The organism is Paenibacillus sp. CCS19, from assembly GCF_033239625.1.
GTDB lineage: Bacteria > Bacillota > Bacilli > Paenibacillales > Paenibacillaceae > Paenibacillus_T.
Genome location: NZ_BTCK01000046.1, coordinates 18003 through 36990, shown reverse-complemented (window position 1 = coordinate 36990; position 18988 = coordinate 18003). Strand labels below are relative to the sequence as shown.

At 52.7% G+C, this 18988-nt stretch carries 12 protein-coding genes; all 12 read left to right on the top strand.

Annotated features, from left to right (window positions below; genetic code table 11):
- Positions 1-18: 18 nt before the first annotated feature.
- The 12 genes from SBI19_RS24140 to SBI19_RS24085 all read left to right on the top strand — a co-directional run bounded on the left by SBI19_RS24140 (position 19) and on the right by SBI19_RS24085 (position 18921).
- Entirely contained in the window at positions 19-1407 is a 1389-nt protein-coding gene (locus SBI19_RS24140) for an extracellular solute-binding protein (protein WP_317972082.1), read from the top strand.
- A 137-nt stretch (positions 1408-1544) separates the two neighbouring features.
- The gene (locus SBI19_RS24135) at positions 1545-4481 is read left to right on the top strand and encodes an extracellular solute-binding protein (protein ID WP_317972081.1); all 2937 of its coding nucleotides are present in this window, start codon (positions 1545-1547) and stop codon (positions 4479-4481) included.
- 117 nt (positions 4482-4598) lie between these two features.
- Entirely contained in the window at positions 4599-5471 is an 873-nt protein-coding gene (locus SBI19_RS24130) for a carbohydrate ABC transporter permease (RefSeq protein WP_317972094.1), read from the top strand.
- A 4-nt stretch (positions 5472-5475) separates the two neighbouring features.
- Complete coding sequence (locus SBI19_RS24125) at positions 5476-6348, top strand: carbohydrate ABC transporter permease (RefSeq protein ID WP_317972080.1); 873 nt, start codon at positions 5476-5478, stop codon at positions 6346-6348.
- Positions 6349-6366: 18 nt separating this feature from the next.
- Positions 6367-7830, top strand: a complete 1464-nt coding sequence (locus tag SBI19_RS24120) for an NHL repeat-containing protein (protein ID WP_317972079.1) — start codon at positions 6367-6369, stop codon at positions 7828-7830.
- Positions 7820-8440, top strand: a complete 621-nt coding sequence (locus SBI19_RS24115) for a Yip1 family protein (protein ID WP_317972078.1) — start codon at positions 7820-7822, stop codon at positions 8438-8440. Before SBI19_RS24120 ends, SBI19_RS24115 begins: the two co-directional genes overlap by 11 nt.
- A gap of 21 nt (positions 8441-8461) precedes the next feature.
- Complete coding sequence (locus tag SBI19_RS24110) at positions 8462-11035, top strand: DUF5696 domain-containing protein (protein WP_317972077.1); 2574 nt, start codon at positions 8462-8464, stop codon at positions 11033-11035.
- On the top strand, positions 11032-11934 hold the full coding sequence (locus tag SBI19_RS24105) for a carbohydrate ABC transporter permease (protein WP_317972076.1): 903 nt from the start codon (positions 11032-11034) through the stop codon (positions 11932-11934). The genes SBI19_RS24110 and SBI19_RS24105 overlap by 4 nt, the downstream gene beginning before the upstream one ends.
- Before the next feature lie 29 nt (positions 11935-11963).
- Positions 11964-12992, top strand: a complete 1029-nt coding sequence (locus tag SBI19_RS24100) for a carbohydrate ABC transporter permease (RefSeq protein WP_317972075.1) — start codon at positions 11964-11966, stop codon at positions 12990-12992.
- Between the two features lie 39 nt (positions 12993-13031).
- Positions 13032-15293 (top strand): DUF5060 domain-containing protein, encoded by a 2262-nt coding sequence (locus SBI19_RS24095; RefSeq protein ID WP_317972074.1) that lies wholly within the window; start codon positions 13032-13034, stop codon positions 15291-15293.
- Positions 15294-15325: 32 nt separating this feature from the next.
- Positions 15326-16423 carry an SGNH/GDSL hydrolase family protein gene (locus SBI19_RS24090; protein ID WP_317972073.1) on the top strand — a complete coding sequence of 366 codons (1098 nt, stop codon included), beginning with the start codon at positions 15326-15328 and terminating at the stop codon, positions 16421-16423.
- Between the two features lie 59 nt (positions 16424-16482).
- Positions 16483-18921 carry a beta-mannosidase gene (locus SBI19_RS24085; RefSeq protein ID WP_317972072.1) on the top strand — a complete coding sequence of 813 codons (2439 nt, stop codon included), beginning with the start codon at positions 16483-16485 and terminating at the stop codon, positions 18919-18921.
- Positions 18922-18988: the final 67 nt, after the last annotated feature.

The window sequence follows — 18988 nt, the reverse complement described above, 5'->3', positions numbered from 1 at the left end:
ATGAGGGAGGAAGTTGTAATGAAAAAAATGAAAGTGCTTTCAATCTCGGTAATGTGCTTGTTGCTTGTATTGCTTGCTGCTTGTTCGAGCAGCAGCAAGGATGACGGCACCAAGGAAGAAACGAAACAAACGGATACGGCAATAACAACGACAGAGCCGGCTAAAGAAGAAGCAGTTACGGATGAGCCTGAAGCGGTTGTTGAAGATCCAATCGATCTCGGCGGTCGTACGATTACGCTTTCTGCTTGGTGGGATCTGACGCCAGCAGGCGACACGGCTTCCAGCAAAGCGCTTCTTGATCAGAAGGCTGCAGTAGAGAAGAAGTACAACGTCAAGATCAACTACCTGAACGTTCCTTACGGCGACTATCAGAAGCAGTATACGGCTGGGATCATCGCAGGTACGCCTATGGCGGACGTAAGCATTGTTGAGGCGAAGGATGCGCTCAACTCTGCGCTGTCGGGTCAACTATATAAATTGAGCGAGTTCACGACGAGCGACAGCGACATTAACAATGCTCACAAGCTGATGCAAAAAATGAAACCGATTGCGGGCGAAGAGTACATGTTCAATACGCCAGGCAATGTAGGCTGGGGCCTCATGTACAACCGCGCCATCTTCAAAGAGCTTGGCCTTCCAGATCTGCAGCAGCTGTATAACAACGGCGAATGGAACTGGGACAAATTCCTCGAGGTTGCTAAGCTCGCAACGAAGGATACGAACAACGACGGCAAGATCGATCGTTGGGGTTATGCAGGATGGTCTTCCGAGCTTGGACGCCATCTGGCATCGACGAACGGCGCCAAAATCGCGGATGATGCAACGGGCAAAGAAGGCCTGACGGATCCGAAGACGATAGCCGCACTCGAGCTGATTAACAAAATGTGGAACGTAGATAAAGTTGTTAAAGTGAAAAGCGGCAAGAAAACGGAATGGTCAGAGCGCGACACGTTCAAAGACGGCGACTCCGCAATGTGGGCGGGCGCTGAATGGATGATGGGCGACACGACATTGGACTTCGGTATCGTACCGTTCCCGATTGGACCTAGCGGCACGAAAGAAGCTACGTTCTCGGATAATGCGAGTAACGGCTATGTAATCCCTAAAGGCGTTAAAGACCCAGGCATCGTATACCAAATCTTCGAAGAGCTGTACAACATTCCGCCAATCGAAGAGTATCCAAGCCAAGATTATCTGGAAAGCAAATACAAAACGCAAGAAGACATCGATATGGTAGTTCAACATATCGCGGGTACGGGCATGGTACAGCTTGACGAAGCGTATGCAAACTACCCTTACTACACCGTTATGGAAGAGATTCTGAATAACAATGTGTCGGTAACTGCAGCAGTTGAGAAGCATAAGCAGGAAGCGCAGGCGGCGATGGACGCCCTGGGTAAGCAATAAGGCTTAAGAGGTAGTTCAAAAAGTCCGCCGTAAACCGAACCGAACTTTTTGAACACGATTTCTAAGACAATTCCATGAGGATGATTGGGACCTCCATCCGTGATGGGGGTCTCAGTCATAATGGGGGGCTGATCGGAATGGGCAAGGATATACGGCGAGTTAAAAAATGGATGTGCAGCGCGGTTGCTGTTCTGTTGGCTGGATCTGTTGCCATATCGGCAGCGGCCTTGCCAGCATCGGCCGAAGCGAATGGGGCGCAAACAGAGGTCGCAGCGGATGCGGACTCGCTTGATACGCTCGCTTCGTTCGATGATCGACTGCCATATAACGAATACATAGACAGTTATTCGAATGATACGAATCCGTCCACCCCAATTGTTATACCGGCTTCCTCCTACTCGAAGGCGGAAGGGATGACGGTAGAGAAGCGGGATAATTACGAAGGGATGCAAGGTGCCTCGATCGTTACGGCCGAAGAAGGAACGATTGAATGGACGTTCAACGTTCCGGAGACAGGCCAGTATAACTTGTCTGTCGATTATTTTCCGATTGAAGGCAAAAGCTCCGCGATTCAGCGTTCGATTCTAATTGACGGTAAACTTCCGTTCTACGAAGCGACCTATGTGAAATTCGATCGTACATGGGTCAATGAGTTGAAAGAAGTTCGGCAGGATAATCAGGGCAACGATATCCGTCCGGAGCAGGTAGAGTCGCCAATCTGGCAATCGACGCTTGCGCAGGATATGGACGGTAAGTATGACCAGCCGTTCGCGTTTCATTTGACAGCGGGCACTCATACGCTCTCCTTCGTCTCGCAGCGAGAGCCGATGGTAATACGAGAATTATCGTTCGTGCCGATTGAACAACCTCGAACGTATGCGGACGTCAAAGCGGAATATGAGAAGCAGGGCTACCGTGCAGCGGAAGGTCAGCTTATTGAAATACAAGGTGAAGCAGCCGCCTACAAATCTTCGCCAACGCTGTATCCGGTAAGTGAACGAGCGAGCGCGTCCGTTTCTCCGTACAGCGCATCGAAGGTGAAGGTCAATACGATTGGCGGGTACAACTGGCGTCTGCCGGGGCAGTGGATTTCCTGGGAAATAGACGTTCCGGAGTCGGGACTTTATAAAATCGGCATGCGGACGCAGCAAAATTTTGTGCGCGGCACTTATGCCGTGCGGCGGTTGTCCATCGACGGCAAGGTGCCATTCGCAGAAATGGAAGAGATTCCATTCAAGTATAAGAACGGCTATCGGATGGATGTGCTTGGCGGGGATGAGCCGTATGAGTTTTATCTCACGAAAGGCAAGCATGAGCTCCGGTTGGAAGACCGGCTGGGCCAATTCGCACCGTTTATTCGTGAAGTTGAATCAAGTCTGCTCAACCTGAACGCGATGTACCGCAAAATACTGATGATCACCAGCAGTTCGCCTGACCCGTTCCGCGACTATAAAGTGGAAGAGAAAATTCCGTCGCTGCTTGAAGTATTCAAAGAAGAGAGCGAGCGTCTCTCATCGATTGCGAAGCAGTTGAAAGAGATGTCGGGCGGACAGAGCGACGCGGAAGCGCTGCTCAAGACGATGGCGGATCAGCTTGACGATATGGTCGATCGGCCGGACTACATTCCGAAGCAGTTAACCTCATTCAAGACGAATGCAGGCGGTCTCGGCACTTGGATTCAACGGGCCAGAGAGATGCCGCTGGAGATCGACGCCATCTATGTTGCTTCGCCAGATAAGAAGCTTCCGAAGGGCGGATCTTCATGGTGGCGCAAGCTGCTGCATGAGCTGATGACCTTCTTGTACTCGTTCTTTATCGACTATAGCAAAATCGGCAGCGTCGCTGCGGCAGGCACGGATCGCTCCATAACGGTATGGATCGGCAGCGGACGAGATCAGGCGCAAACGTTGAAGTCGATGATCGACGACAGCTTCACGCCGAAGACAGGCATCAGCGTCAATGTGGAATTAGTTAATATGTCGACCTTGCTGCCTGCAACGTTAGCGGGGCAGGGACCGGACGTTGCGATGCAGGTAGGCAGCGACATTCCCGTTAACTATGCGATGCGTAATGCGGTAGAAGATTTAACGAAGTATGCAGGCTTCGATGATGTCATGAAGCGATTCCGAGACAGTGCGATTACCCCATATCACTATGAAGGAGGTACTTTCGCGCTGCCGGAGACGCAAACCTTCAACATGTTGTTCTATCGCAAAGACGTGATGCAGGAACTGGGGTTGAAAGTGCCGCAAACTTGGGACGATGTGTACAGCCTGCTGGCGGTGCTGAATAAGAAGCATATGGACTTCGGCCTTCCGCTCACGCTGACGCCGGCTTTCCCAGGCGAGAACATCCCGCCGAACTCGATCTACACGCTGCTGCTCTACCAGCACGGCGGACAATTCTATCGCAATGACAGCAAACAGTCGGATCTGGACTCGAGAACAGGTATCGAGGCATTCAAACAGTGGACGGAGTTCTATACCGACTACAAGCTGCCGAGAGAGTTCGATTTCGCGAACCGCTTCCGTACGGGCGAGATGCCGATCGGAATAGCTGATTATACGATGTACAATACGCTTTCTGTATTCGCGCCGGAAATCAATGGATTGTGGCAGTTCGTCCCTGTGCCGGGAACGGTGCAGGCTGATGGGTCGCTCGACCGCACCGTTCCGAGCGGCGGCAGCGGCGTTGTCATGATGCAGCAGGCGAAGGACAAGGAAGCCGCATGGGAGTTTATGAAATGGTGGACCAGCAGCGAGGCGCAAACCAAGTTCGGCCGTGAGATGGAAGGTCTGATGGGCGCTGCTGCGCGTTATCCGACGGCGAATATTGAAGCGCTCGATGAACTGCCTTGGCCGATTACCGACTACCGCAATCTGTCGGAGCAATTCGCTACGGTGAAAGGCGTGCCGGAGGTTCCGGGCGGGTATTTCACAGGACGCCATCTGGTCAACGCATTCTATCAAGTCGTGAACGGCAAGACGGAAGCGAGAGAGTCGCTCATGGATTACGTGCAGTACATTCAAGACGAAATCCGCACGAAGCGGACCGAATTCGGACTGCCGAATTAGAAGGAGGATGCCGGAATGACATCTTTGTCTAAAGTAGAGACGGGCTTGCAGACGGAACGGTCCTCTTCCGAGACGCAGCGCGTCAAACGGACGAAACTGGCAGAGCTCAGACGGCAAATGAAGACGAGCAAGCATTCGTATATTTTGCTCGCGCCTTACATGCTGCTCTTCGCCTTATTCACTGTACTCCCGGTCGTCATGTCAGTGCTGATCAGCTTTACGTATTTCAACATGCTGGAGTTTCCGCGTTTTATCGGGTGGCAGAACTATTCACGGTTGTTCCTGGATGATGACGTTTTCTTGATCGCGATTAAGAACACGATGCTCTTCGCAGCCATTACCGGACCGCTCAGCTATATTGCCTGCTTCGTCTTTGCATGGATTATTAACGAAATGTCGCCGAAGGTGCGCGCGCTCATGACGCTCATCTTCTACGCGCCATCGATCTCAGGCAACATTTTTTTCATCTGGCAGATCATCTTTTCCGGTGACCGTTACGGTATTATGAACGGCCTGCTCATGAAATTCGGATTCATCTACGAGCCGATTCAATGGCTGAAGACAGAACAATATATTCTGCCGATTCTGATTCTCGTACAGCTGTGGTTGTCTCTTGGCACCGGATTCCTTGCCTTCATTGCCGGTTTGCAGACAGTTGACAAGACATTGTACGAAGCTGCTGCGGTCGACGGAGTTCGCAACCGCTGGCAGGAGCTGTGGTATGTTACCCTTCCATCGATGCGTCCGCAGCTTATGTTCGGCGCCGTTATCCAGTTGACGACCTCATTCGCCGTAGCTGATGTTTCGATTTACTTGGCGGGCTTCCCGAGCGTTAACTACGCCGGCGAGACGATCGTTACCCACTTGATCGACTTCGGTACGATTCGTTTCGAGATGGGGTACGCTTCGGCGATCGCTACCGTTCTGTTTATGCTGATGGTCGGCACGAACTTGATCGTGCAAAAACTGCTGCGGAAGGTTGGTGAATGAACGGATGAATATGACGTTAAGGCTGCTGCCGCGGAAGAAGCGGGTAAACCGTTCATTCGCAGGAACCGTATCGCTATTTGTTCTGCTGGCGGGCTTCGGCGCCTTCATGGTGCTGCCGCTCATCTATGCGATCAACAATGCATTCAAACCGCTGGACGAGATATTCTTGTTCCCGCCGCGGTTGTTCGTTCGCAATCCGACGATGAGCAACTTTACAGATCTGATCAACTTGCTCGGCAACTCGTGGGTGCCGTTCACGCGTTACATTTTTAATACGGTTTTTATTACGGGAATGGGCATCGTCGGGCACGTTCTGCTTGCGTCCGCAGCAGCGTATCCGCTTGCGAAGCACCGTTTTCCAGGCAAAGGGATCATGTTCACGGTTGTTGTCTTGTCCCTGATGTTCACGCCGGCGGTTACAGCGATTCCGAACTACATGATTATGTCCTGGCTCGGCATGATCAACACTTACTGGGCGGTTATTGTACCTGCATTCGCTTTCCCGCTTGGACTCTATTTAATGAAGCAATTCATTGAACAAATTCCGGATGCGCTGCTGGAGGCAGCGAAGATCGATGGAGCAAGCGAATATCGGATCTGGTGGTCCATCATAATGCCGAACGTCAAACCGGCATGGCTCACGCTTATTATTCTGCTGTTCCAGCTGCTGTGGGGCTCGGACGGCAACGGCTTTATCTATAGCGAGCAGTTGAAATCACTGCATTACGCTTCAACCCAGATCATTCAAGGCGGTATCGCCCGGGCAGGCGTAGGCGCTGCCGTCGCACTGCTGCTGATGAGCGTGCCGATTACCTTGTTCATATTCTCGCAGAGCCGAATCATCGAGACGATGGCTACTTCAGGTATGAAAGACTAAAGAGCTGGAGGAATGTTCATGCGTTCAAGACGAATGCTGATCGTCCTTGCGGCGATCGTCATGCTTGTAACGGGCGCTGCGCCGGCCGCCGAGGCGTCCGCCCCGTACGAGAGTTACAACTATAACTATTGGCGAGATGCGGTTCCTTCGCCTGAAGCCTATATGCCATCCCGTTCGATCACAGGAGAAGCGCTAGGCATCGGTAATTTCCTTGAGCCGTCTGATATGTACGCGGCCGAGAACGGCAACGTTTACTTGCTGGACAGAGGCAATAATCGAATCGTCGTGACGGACCGTAACTGGAAGCTTAAGAACGTCATTGCCGGATTCGATAACAACGGCAAGCAGGATAGCTTCAACAAACCAGAAGGTTTGTTCGTAGCAGCAGACGGAACGATTTATGTCGCAGACACGGAGAATAAACGTGTCGTTATGCTTCATGCGAATGGCCAGCTGGCCGGCATCATCGAGAAACCCCAATCGGATATTCTTGCATCGAATTTCGAGTTTGTGCCGCTCAAGCTGACCGTCGATCGTGCGAAGCGCGTTTATGTCGTTACCCGAGGCGTCTTTGAAGGTATCGTTCAATTCGACTCGGACGGCACTTTCATCGGATTCGTCGGAACGAACAAGGTCCAGCCGAACGCCGCCGATTACGCATGGCGGCTGTACGCGACCAAGGCGCAGCGCGCGAAGATGGTGCTGTTCATTCCGACGGAGTTCTCGAACGTCGATATCGACAGCAAAGGCTTCGTATACGCAACGAACATCGACCCTGGCTCCGACACGCCTGTGAAGCGGATCAGCCCTTCCGGCGACGATGTCCTGAAGCGATACGGGTATTTCCCGGTCAAAGGCGATATTCGATATCGGCAGATGGGCAATGACGGAGGACCGTCGCAGCTCGTGGATGTCAAGGTTCGCGATGCCGGCATGTACAGCGTGCTGGACTCGTTTCGTTCCCGCATCTTCACCTATGACGAGGAAGGCAATCTGCTGTACGAATTCGGGGGTAAAGGCAACCAATTAGGTACATTCAAGCTTCCGGTTGCGATCGAAGCGATCGGAGATCGAGTGGTCGTATTGGACCAAGGCCGCGGAAGGATCGTGGAATTCCGGCCAACTGCATTCGGCAGCGCGGTCAATAAGGCGGTTGCGCTCCATAATGATGGGCAGGACCAAGAGGCGGTTAAAGTGTGGCAGCAGGTTCTGAAGCTGAACAGCAACTACGATATCGCCTATATCGGAATCGGCAAATCGTATTTGATGGAGAAGCGCAATAAGGAAGCGATGACGTACTTCAAGCTGGGGATGGATCGCAAGGATTATTCCGTTGCCTACAAGAGGTATCGTCGCGAAGTGATCAAAGAGCATTTTGGCCAGGCAATGACCGTGGTTCTAGTAATAGCGCTAACGTCATGGACGGCTTGGATGGCGGCCCGTTATCGCAGACGAAGGAGGTTGATTTCACATGAAGGTTGAGTGGCTTCGATTTCCGCTCCATGTCATCGTGCGTCCGTTCGACGGCTTCTGGGATATGAAATACGAGAAGAAGGGCAAAGGGCTTGTCGCGCTGCTCATTCTGGTCCTTCTCATCGTTGCGGTCATTATTCAGAAGCAATTTTCCGGTTTTCTCGTGAACTTCAACGATCCAAGGTACTTGAATAGCATCGATGAGTTCAAATACATTCTGCTGCCTTTCGTCCTATGGTGTCTAGGCAATTGGTCCGTTACGACGCTGCTCGACGGGGAAGGCAGACTGAAAGAAATTATGATTACGACGGCATATGCACTGACGCCGCTTGTCCTAATTTATTATCCGACAACGCTGATGAGCAACTTCTTGACGAACGAGGAGTCGTCTTTCTTTTACCTGTTGAATTCGTTCGCCGGACTGTGGTTCATATGGCTCCTGTTTGTCGGGATGATGACCGTCCATCAATATACAGCGGCTAAGACGATCGTGACGATGCTGCTGACGATTGTGGTCATGGCGATTATCGTTTTCCTCGGCATGTTGGTGTTCAGTCTCATTCAACAAATTATCGGGTTTGTTTACAGCATCTACTACGAGCTAATATTCCGGAACTAGAAGGGGGCGGCACAGTCAGTTATGCGTAAAAAAACGATCTATTCACTGCTTGTCGTCCTAGTCCTGATCGGGCTGTGCTGGGGAGGCTACAAGCTGCTTAACCGAGGAGCGCCTGTAACGGCGGCTATAGCCAATGTAGATGCAGCAGCGCCTGAAGCTGGAACCGCATATATGCCTCTGAAAGACTCGACTGGCGGGGTGCCGGGCATGTCGCTGGCCGCGCAGGATGATGAGCTTGGCTTATATTTCAATCCTGACAATGCGCAAATTGCAATCAAGCAGTTGAAGAGCGGGCAGGTGTGGTACTCCAATCCTACTGGAGCGAATGAGGACAGCAAAGCTCAACCGTTCGAGAAAGGAACGATGAACTCGCAATTCATGTTGTCGTTCCGCGACAAAGTCATGAACGAAGTAACGTTCGGCAGCTACGCAGACAGCGTGGAGAAGAAGCAGTTTACGGTAGAGTCGATCAAGGACGGCGTTCGCGTTATTTACACAGTGGGCGACAGCTCCAAAGGGGTTGCCGCTCTGCCGAAGCTGATCAGTAAAACGCGTCTGCAGGAGAAGGTGCTCGATAAGCTGGATGAAGCGACTGCGGGGTATGTGGCGAATCGTTATTATCCATCGAAGTCGAACCCTGAAGTCCTTGAACTGCTCGAGGATCAAGTTAAGAAGGAGCTCGTCCTCAAGAAAATGGTCGACGCCTTCGCCAAGGCCGACTATTCGGAAGAAGATCTAGCTGCGGACAATGCGGAGAACGGTGCAGACGGCGGCAGCGCAAGCAATGCGAAGGCCAAATTCGTCGTAACGCTCGAATATCGTCTGAACGATGGCCGGCTATCTGTCCGCATTCCCGTTGGTTCGATTGAAGAAACGAAAGGCTTCACTTTACGCGCGATCGAACTGATGAATTTCTTCGGCGCGGCGGGTACAGCGGACCAAGGATATATTCTCGTGCCGGATGGATCGGGAAGCCTGATTTATTTCAATAACGGCAAGATCAATGACGATCACTACTCGCAGGTTGTATATGGCCAAGACCATACGGACAATTCGACGCGCAGGTCACAGGTGAGCGAGAGCGCCAGATTGCCGGTGTTCGGTATGAAATCGGGCGATACCGCTTGGTATGGCATTATCGATAAGGGCGAGGCGCTTGCTAGTATTAACGCTGATATTTCGGGCAAGACGAATTCGTACAATCATGCTTATGCGAGCTTCCAAGTAAGAGCGGAAGACAGTCTGTTCATGTACTCGGGCGGCAAAGAAAGCGAAATTCCGATCCTGACCAAATCGTTGTATGCCGGTGACATTCAAGTATCCTATGGATTCCTGAATGGGGCGAATGCGAATTACGCGGGTATCGCCGCCGAATATCGCAGCACGCTGGCAGATGGAGCGGGGTTGCAGCCGCTGACAGCAAGCGATGATAAGCTTCCGTTCTATGTTGACGTCGTTGGCGCAACGACGAAGACCAAATCGATACTGGGCGTTCCATATGAAGCATTGAACGCTGTAACGACATTCAAGCAAGCAGGCATAATGGCGGATGAAATGAACGCGCAGGGCATCAACAATATCCGAATGCGCATGCTTGGATGGTCGGCGGGCGGCGTCTATCACGAGCCTTCGGCTGCGAAGCCGCTCGGCAAGCTGGGAGGCACGACGGCCTTCAAGAAACTAGCTGAAAAGCTGAAGAGCAGCGGGGGCGGTTTGTACCCGGATACGGCATTCCTGCACGTGTACGAGGATACGCTTGGTTTCGCGCCATCTTCCGACGCAGCTCGGTTTACGACGCGGGAAGTTGCGCTGCAGGCGCCGATTAATCGCGCTTTGAATCGGATGGATGAAGATTTGGGCCTCTTCTACTTATTGTCACCGTCGAAGCTGCCGGCCTTCATCGATCGTTTCTCGTCGCGTTATAACAAGCTGGGACTTAGCTCCTTGTCGCTTCGCGACTTAGGAGAAGAGCTGAACGGCGATTATCGCGCCAGTCGAGTGGTGAATCGTCAGACGGCCAAGTCGATCGCTGCTGATGGGTTCAGCTCTCTGCATTCGGAATATGCGGATCTGATGGTGGAAGGCGGCAACAGCTACTCGCTGCCATATGCTTCTCATATTATTGATGCTCCCATGTCATCCAGCGGCTTCAATATTACGGATGAGAGCGTGCCATTCTATGAGCTCGTGATGCACGGTTATGCGGACTATAGCGGCGAGCCTATCAATCAATCGACGGAACAGAATCCATCGAACCAGCTGCTCAAGCTGCTTGAATACGGCGCTTCGCCAAGATTCGTATGGACCTATGAGTCTTCGACGGCATTCAAATTTACGAAGTTTGACTACTGGTATGCGACGCAGTATACCGACTGGTTGAACCAAGCCGCAGACCTGTACAAGAAGGCAGATCAGGTGCTTGCTCCGCTGCGTTCCGTGCCGATGACGAATCATGAGAAGCTCCAAGAAGGCGTCTATCGATCGACGTTCGGGAACGGTACGACGATTACGGTGAACTACAATGATACTGCCGTCACCGTAGACGGCGTTTCGATCGACTCCAATAATTATGTAATGGGCGGTGAAGGCGCATGAAGATGCCTCCAATGACGTTGAAGAGGCGAAGATCAATCCTCGGCTTCGCTTTCGTGTCGCCTTGGCTGATCGGATTCATTTTTTTGTTTGCGGTTCCGTTAATTCAATCGATCAAATTCAGTTTCACGAAGCTTGAGCTTGTACCTGGCGGATTCACGCTGAAGAATGTCGGCTGGAGCAACTTCGATACCGCACTGTTCATTGATGCGAATTTCAATCGTCAGTTAACGGAATCCGTCATCAATATGCTCGTCAACGTCCCGCTTATTCTATTCTTCAGCTTGTTCTGCGCGACGTTGTTGAATCAGAAATTCAGAGGCCGCGGATTAGCCCGCGCCATGTTCTTCCTGCCGGTTATTCTGGCGTCCGGAGCTGTAGCGGCAGCGGAAGCGCAAGGACTTATTAATCTGATCGGCGATTCGACGACCGCGGAGCAGATGGAAGGCGCTTCGGCGATGTTCGATATGATGCCTCTCGTCGATACGTTGTTAGAAGGCGGAGCGCCGTTATGGGCCGTTGATTATCTGCTTAACGCCGTTGACCGGATCTACGAGATTATTACGGCGAGCGGCGTGCAGATTTTGATTTTCCTAGCAGCGCTGCAGTCGATTCCGGGTTCGATGTATGAGGTTGCCAAGATCGAAGGGGCGACGGCTTACGAGACTTTCTGGAAAATTACGTTCCCGATGGTCAGCCCGCTTATCTTAACGAACGTCATCTACACCATTATCGATTCGTTCACGGACAGTACGGTGACGAGGACGATTGTCAGGACGGCGTTCACATCGCAGAACTTCGGCTTGAGCGCCGCGATGTCATGGCTGTATACGCTCGTGGCAGCACTCCTGCTCTTCGTCATCGGATATCTCATTAGCAGAAAAGTATTCTATTACAATTAACGCGATCAGCTTCGAAGGAGGCGTGATTCATGCAGCTGACCAAACGAATTACTCAGCTCAAGGATGGGTTAAGTTCCGACACACTGCTGCACAGCAGTCAGGCCCATCGGGTTCGGACGAGAGCCGGGGAGCTGGTATGGTCGATATTCCGGTATGTGCTCATCATCGGCATTTCGTTCATAATCGTATATCCCCTCTTGTTGAAATTATCCGTAGCGTTTAAGTCGAGAGACGATATTTTCGATCCGACCATCTTTATTGTGCCGAAGCACTTTACGTTCAGTAATATTGAAATTGCGCTTAAAGTATTGAAGTTTTTCCCGACACTCTGGGACACGCTGCTGTTTGTCGTGTCGATGATGGTTCTGACTACCGCTTCCTGCGCGCTTGCGGGATACGGATTCGCCAGGTTCTCGTTTCCGGGGCGCAATCTATTGTTCGGGCTTGTCGTCCTAACGATTCTTGTTCCGGCAGAGACGCTTATGGTACCGACTTATCTCCACTTCCGGAGTTTCGATTTTCTGAACCTTGTGACGCTTATCACCGGTAAGGATGGCATTAACCTGATGAATTCGTACTGGCCGTCTACGATTCTGTCGGCTACGGCTAACGGGTTAAAGGCAGGGTTGTTCATTTATATTTTCCGTCAGTTCTTCCGCGGTATGCCGGCAGAGATCGAAGAGGCCGCGCTGATCGATGGAGCGGGAGGCATTGCGACGTTCTTCCGTATCATGCTGCCGAATGCGGTTCCGCCGCTGATTACGGTTATGTTGTTCGCTTTCGTCTGGCAGTATAACGATACGTTCTACAACTCGATGTTCATGAGCGACATGCATCTCATGCCGTCGCAGATTGCGGCGCTGCCGGGCAACGCAGGGGTGTATATTTCGACCGTCATCTATGGCGGCGCCGACCCTAACGCGAAACCGGATCCGAACTACGTTGCCATGATTGTCGATACCGGATTGCTTATCGCAATCTCTCCGCTCATAGTCATGTACTTGTTCGTTCAGCGGTACTTCGTAGAAAGTGTCGAGCGTACTGGCGTTGTCGGCTAAAACGGTTGCTGTCAGTCAGAAGAGGAGCGAGAGTTCGAGATGAAGCGTAATGTTTGGCGCACAGCCATTCCCGTTACCATCATAGCAGTCGTTGTCGTGATCGCCGCAGTTTCAGCTGCCATGCTGCTGCGCGATCGCGGCAAGGGCGAGGAGGAGTATACGACATTGCAGAAGACAACGGAAGAGAGAGCCGGCATTAAGGATGCTGCGCCGAATGCCGAGCAGGTTGGCCGATATGATAAATTCGAGCTGCTTGTTCATCTGAGCGCAGTGTACAGCAACCCTTACGATCCAGCTGAAGTCGATTTGAGCGCAACTTTCCAATCGCCAAGCGGCATCGATTGGCCGATCAACGGCTTCTATGACGGAAGTGACTGGCTTATTCGCTTCTCCCCTAGCGAGATCGGTGACTGGAGCTATTCGATTCAGTTGAAAGACAGCAGCGGAACGTTCACGCATGATGGCGGGAAATTCGCTGTCACACCATCCGAGCATCACGGCTGGATTGAAGTATCCAAGACGAATAAACGGTTCCTTCAGTATAACGACGGCACATCGTTCTTCGGCGTTGGCGTCGCCTATCCTTGGGGGATTACCGAAACAACGCTGGATGATCTAGTAGACAGCGGCGCCAACTACATTACGTATTGGAATGGCAATTACGATCATTCGGGCAGCGGCGGCGGCAAGGAGCAGCTGGAATCGGTCGCTAGCGGAATTGGTCGTTATGATGCGGCCAAAGGAAGACGCGTCGACGAGCTGCTCGACAGCTTCGAGAAGCGTAATTTGATTATGAATTTCGTTGTATGGCCGCATGATTCGCTTGCTGATAAAATTAACTGGCCTGCGACATGGACGCAGAACGCTTACTCCACGCTTGGGGAAGCCAAAGACTTCTATGCGAATGATGCCGCATGGGCGTATCAAGAGAAGCTGTACCGTTATATGATCGCGCGCTGGGGCTACAGCCGCTCGCTTGGCGTATGGGATCTCGTCGTCGAGATGAACGGGACGGACGGCTGGCAGCTGGGGGATCAGGCGAAAGCGAATGAATGGCTGACCAAGATTCATGCTTATTTTGCAGCAAATGATCCGTACCGCCGTCCGACGAGCGCCTCGATGGCAGGCAACAAAGAGGATTACTGGGATCACGCGTACCAGACCGTCGATGTATCCGACCGTGAGAACTATTACGATATTGGTCACGAAGCATTCGCTGAAGACATCCAGAAGCGTTGGGCGTCCTACGAGAAACCGCTTATTATTGGCGAAACAGGAAATGCAGCAGATGTGAATGCTTATCACAATGCGATTTGGGTCGCGCTTGCGAACGGTCTTGCTTCTTCGCCGGTCTGGTGGGATATTACGAAGGTAGACGATCCGATGTTCGAACAGATGAAGGTGTTCTCGCAATTCGTTCGCCCAATTGACTTCAACGAGCAGAGGGAACCGGTCAAGGCAATCGCCCCAAGCGTAGAAGTGGCGCTGCCGTCGTCCATTGCGCTCATCGGGCAAGAGGGAGACCCGAGTGCTTGGTCTGTACCCGATTGGGCGCCGGCGAACAGGGATGCGCAAGGTGCCTTATTTGCTGCGGAAGTGACGGGCAGCGGAGACGATAGGGTTGCAAGCGTGCCAATGCGATTCGCGACGGGTGAGTTCTCGCAAGGCTACTACGATAATTCCGGCGGATTGTCGGATTGGAGAGGCTACGATACCTTTACGTTCGAAGTGAAGGCGGATGGAACTGGCGTGGATGGTCTGCTGGCGAAAGCTGTGCTGCATCCGTCGGGAAGTTGGACGGAGGCGGACGATGCGCAGTCGGTGAAGCTGAAAGCCGGCGAGTGGACGACGATTACGGTGCCTCTGAAGGATGTGCCCGAACACTACTGGCGTGATGCAGCGATTCCAGAGGAAGCGCTGGATGCGATTGCGCGCTGGGGTGTGAAAGTGTACGCGGGCCAGACACCGAATGAGGCTGATCCGGTCACGATCCGTGTACGGCATCCGATGCTTAGCACGAAACAGCCGCTTACAGTCATGAAGCCGGATAGTCGTGCATGGATAATGGTAGGCGAGAAGTTATCCTATGGCTGGCAGATCGCAGCGGAAGGCAGCGTCGGCGGCCATTCGATTACGATCCCGGAATGGGGCTCGCAAGCTGCAAAGGTAGAGTGGATCGATCCATGGACGGGTGAAGTGTTGAAGAAAGAGAAAGTACAGCCGGATGGTTCCGGCTCACTGCCCCTGACTGCGCCTGCTACGGATCGCAGCGATATCGCTTTCCGTTTAACGGTCCGATGATCATCGAATCAAGATGGAATGAGGTGACGGGAATGGAGCTTCAAATATGGAATCATCGAGGCGATCTAGCCAATACGAAACGGGCGATCGAGGAAGGCGAACTGACGCTTGGATTCATCGGCGGCTCGATTACGGATGCCCGTCCAAGACATAATTGGCCAGAGCCGGTCATCGCATGGTTCGTCGACACCTATCCTGGTGTTCGGATTATCGTCGAGAACGCTGCGATCGGTGCGACAGGCAGCGATCTGGCCGTGTTCCGAGCGAAGCGGGATTTAATCGAACGCGGCTGCGACATCGTCTTCGTCGATTATGCCGTGAACGATAATGACGTCGCCACAGAACGAAGGATGCGGACGCGTGAAGGGCTGCTTCGCCAGCTGCTGGAGGATGGCATGCGTGACGTTGTGCTCGTTCATACCTTCTCGCAGGATATGTGCGAGCCGATGCTGGCTGGCGAGCAGCCTGCTTCGGTAGCCGAGCTGGAAGTGTTGGCGGAGCATTATAGCGTCGGTTCCGTATGGATGGGGCTGTATGCGATGCGTCAAGTGCAGCGCGGGCTTATGCGCTGGGAAGAATGGCTGCCGGACAATTTGCATCCGACGAGCCGAGGAAGTCTCGCATACGGTGAGAGCGTCATTCATTACTTGAAGCAGGAGCTGGCATTAGACACGCAGCCAGTTGAACTGCAAGTGGATCGGCAATTGGCAGCGCCGATGAATCAACTGCACTGGGGGGCTGCCGTCACGCTGCCGCTCACTGAGGCGCAGACGACAGGTCCGTGGACGATTCGTCGTTGGCCCTATTATGAGTGGGTGGATCAGGTGCTCGATACGGCAGCGCCAGGGGCGCGATTGACGATCCCTTTTGTCGGACGCGGCATTGCGCTCGGCATTGATTTCGGTAAAGCAACGGCTGAAATTCGATACCGTCTCGATGGCGGTGAATGGCGTCATTATGAGCTGGAACGTCCAGACTGGAATGGTAATGACGGCTGGCTGCGGCTGCTGACGATTAGCGATGAGTTAGCTTCGGGTTCCCATCAGCTTGAGCTGGAGACGTTCCTAGGTTTCAGCGCGAATAACAAAGGTACGAACCTGCGTCTAGCGATTATTGGTGTCATAAGTTAGGCTTAGCAGACAGATACAATAAATAGAGAAGCATACATGCAATGAGGGTGAGGATAACCATGAAGAAGATAGCACTTAACGGTGAGTGGCGGCTTAACAACGAGCGAACAGGTGAGCAATACGCAGCCCAGGTTCCCGGATTCGTGCAGAAAGATTTGATGAGTGCCGGCGTAATTCCCAGTGAGCAAGAGACGTTGTTCGAGCCGATTGTCGAATGGGTGGAACACGATGATTGGACGTATTGCAGATCGTTCGAACTGTCCGCCGACCAGCTTAGCGCGGACGGATTGACGCTCGTTATGGAAGGTGTCGATACATACGCCGAGGTCGTTCTCAATGGCCGGATCATTGGGCAGACGGACAATATGTTCATTGCCCATCGGTTTGATATTAGCGGCGCTGCACAACAGCAGAATGAGCTTGTTGTACGCCTGTCATCGCCAACGCGGGTGCTGCAAGAGAAGGAGCGGCAGTTCGGCGATCCGCTGCTGCAGTGGAACGGTATTCCGGCTCGTTTGTTCGGTCGGAAGGCGCAATATGGGTATGGCTGGGACTGGGGTCCCCGTCTTGTAACGGTTGGTATTCATAAACCGATTTACATTGAAGTGCAAGAGCGCTGCAGCAGCGATAATCTGACGTATAACATCACGCACCTTAGTGAAGAACGGGCGATTCTTAACGTGACCGTTACGGCCTCCGCTGTTGGCGCTATCAGCCGCGAGGCGAACATTCTCTGTCAGTTGTACGATGGCGATGTGCTGGTAGCAGAAACAGCGGAGCCCTCGGTGCAGCTGTCGCAAGACGGAACGGAGACGACACTGACCCTCGTTGTACACAAGCCTAAGCGCTGGTACCCGATCGGCTACGGCGATCAATCGATGTACACGTTGATGGCCGCGGTAACGGCCGACTGCAAGACGGCTGCGTTGTCGCGTCAGATCGGTCTGCGCGAGGTTACGCTCAAGCAGCCATACGATAAACAGGGACGCAAGTTCATCATTGAAGTCAATGGCATTCCGATGTTGTGCAAAGGCGTGAATTGGATTCCGCTCACGCTCTACCCGGGTCTGGATACCAAGGCGGATTACGCTGCTGAGATTGACGGTATCGTGGAAGCGAACATGAACATGATCCGCATCTGGGGCGGAGGGTATTACGAGAATCCGGATTTCTATGCGGAGTGCGACCGCCGAGGCGTGATGGTCTGGCAGGACTTCATGTTTGCCTGCGGCGACTATCCAGACGATGATGCTTTCTGCGAGCTTGTCCGCAAAGAAGCTCGTTATGTCATCGAAACGTACAATCAGCATCCGAGTATTGTGCTCTGGTGCGGCAATAACGAGAATCAGCATTTCGTCGAGAACAGCCGTAAGAAGCGGAAGAATGGATATGGCGAGAAGTTGTATTTCGAAGTGCTGGCTGATGAGTGTGCACGTGACGCGAATCGTCCGTACTGGCCAACTAGTCCGTTTTCTTATTCGGTCGATGAAGGCCATAATGACAATGACTATGGCGATCAGCATTACTGGCATGTATGGGGTCAGGGATCCCCTTATGAGAACTATCAGACGATTAACGGCCGATTCTTGTCTGAGTTTGGTATGCAGTCCTATCCGTCCATACGGGTACTGGATCAAGTGGACCGCGAGGCCGATCTGCGCCACGCGAAGTTCCAGGTGATTCAGAAAGCGCCGAACGGCACGCAGCGTCTGCTCTATTACACGGTCGGCGACTATCGGCTGCCGTCGAACAAACGGGATTTCGTCTATGTGAATCAACTCATGCAGGCGAACGCGCTTCGTCTTGGCGTCGAGCATTGGATTTCCCGCATGCCGGACACCTCAGGTGCGCTGATCTGGCAGTGGAGCGATCTATGGCCTTCGATCAGCTGGTCGATCGTTGATTACGATAAAGTGAAGAAACCTTCTTATTATTACATGAAGCGGACGTTCCAGACGCCGAACGCGCTGCTGCGTGTCGTACAAGGCGACGAACAAGCTGGCTTGTTCCTTGTTCATGAGAAGGGCGATTTCCAAGGGGAAATCGAGGTATCGTTCTACGATATTATCGATGAACAGGTTGTCCGTACCGACAAGCTGGAGGCCAATGGTTCGGGATACCGTTCGACTCGCGTAAGCACGATACAGCTCGGCGGGCATGATCCAGCGCGCACGGTCGTATTCGTACGGCTGCTGCAAGGCGGTCAGGTGCTGGCGGACAACTCGTATCTGATCGGCAAGCCGTATCAGCTTGCGCTGAAGCCCGCAAGTCTGCGATTGGAGCAGCATGAGGAGGACGGCGTTCTCGTTGCGAACATTACGAGCGATGTGTTCGCCAAGGATGTGTGCCTTCCGAACTTGTCGGCGAAGCTGTCGGACAATTACTTCGACCTGCGCGCCGGTGAATCGAGAACGATTCGAATTGAAGGCTTAAAGGCGGATGAGCGGCTCGTGCCGACCTGTCTGAATGAAGCGGTGCGTTCTGCGGAATATATTTAAGTACGTGTTCAAAAGCGGACTTTTTGAACGACCCCTATAAGGAAGGTTAGGGAGAAACGGCTGTGCG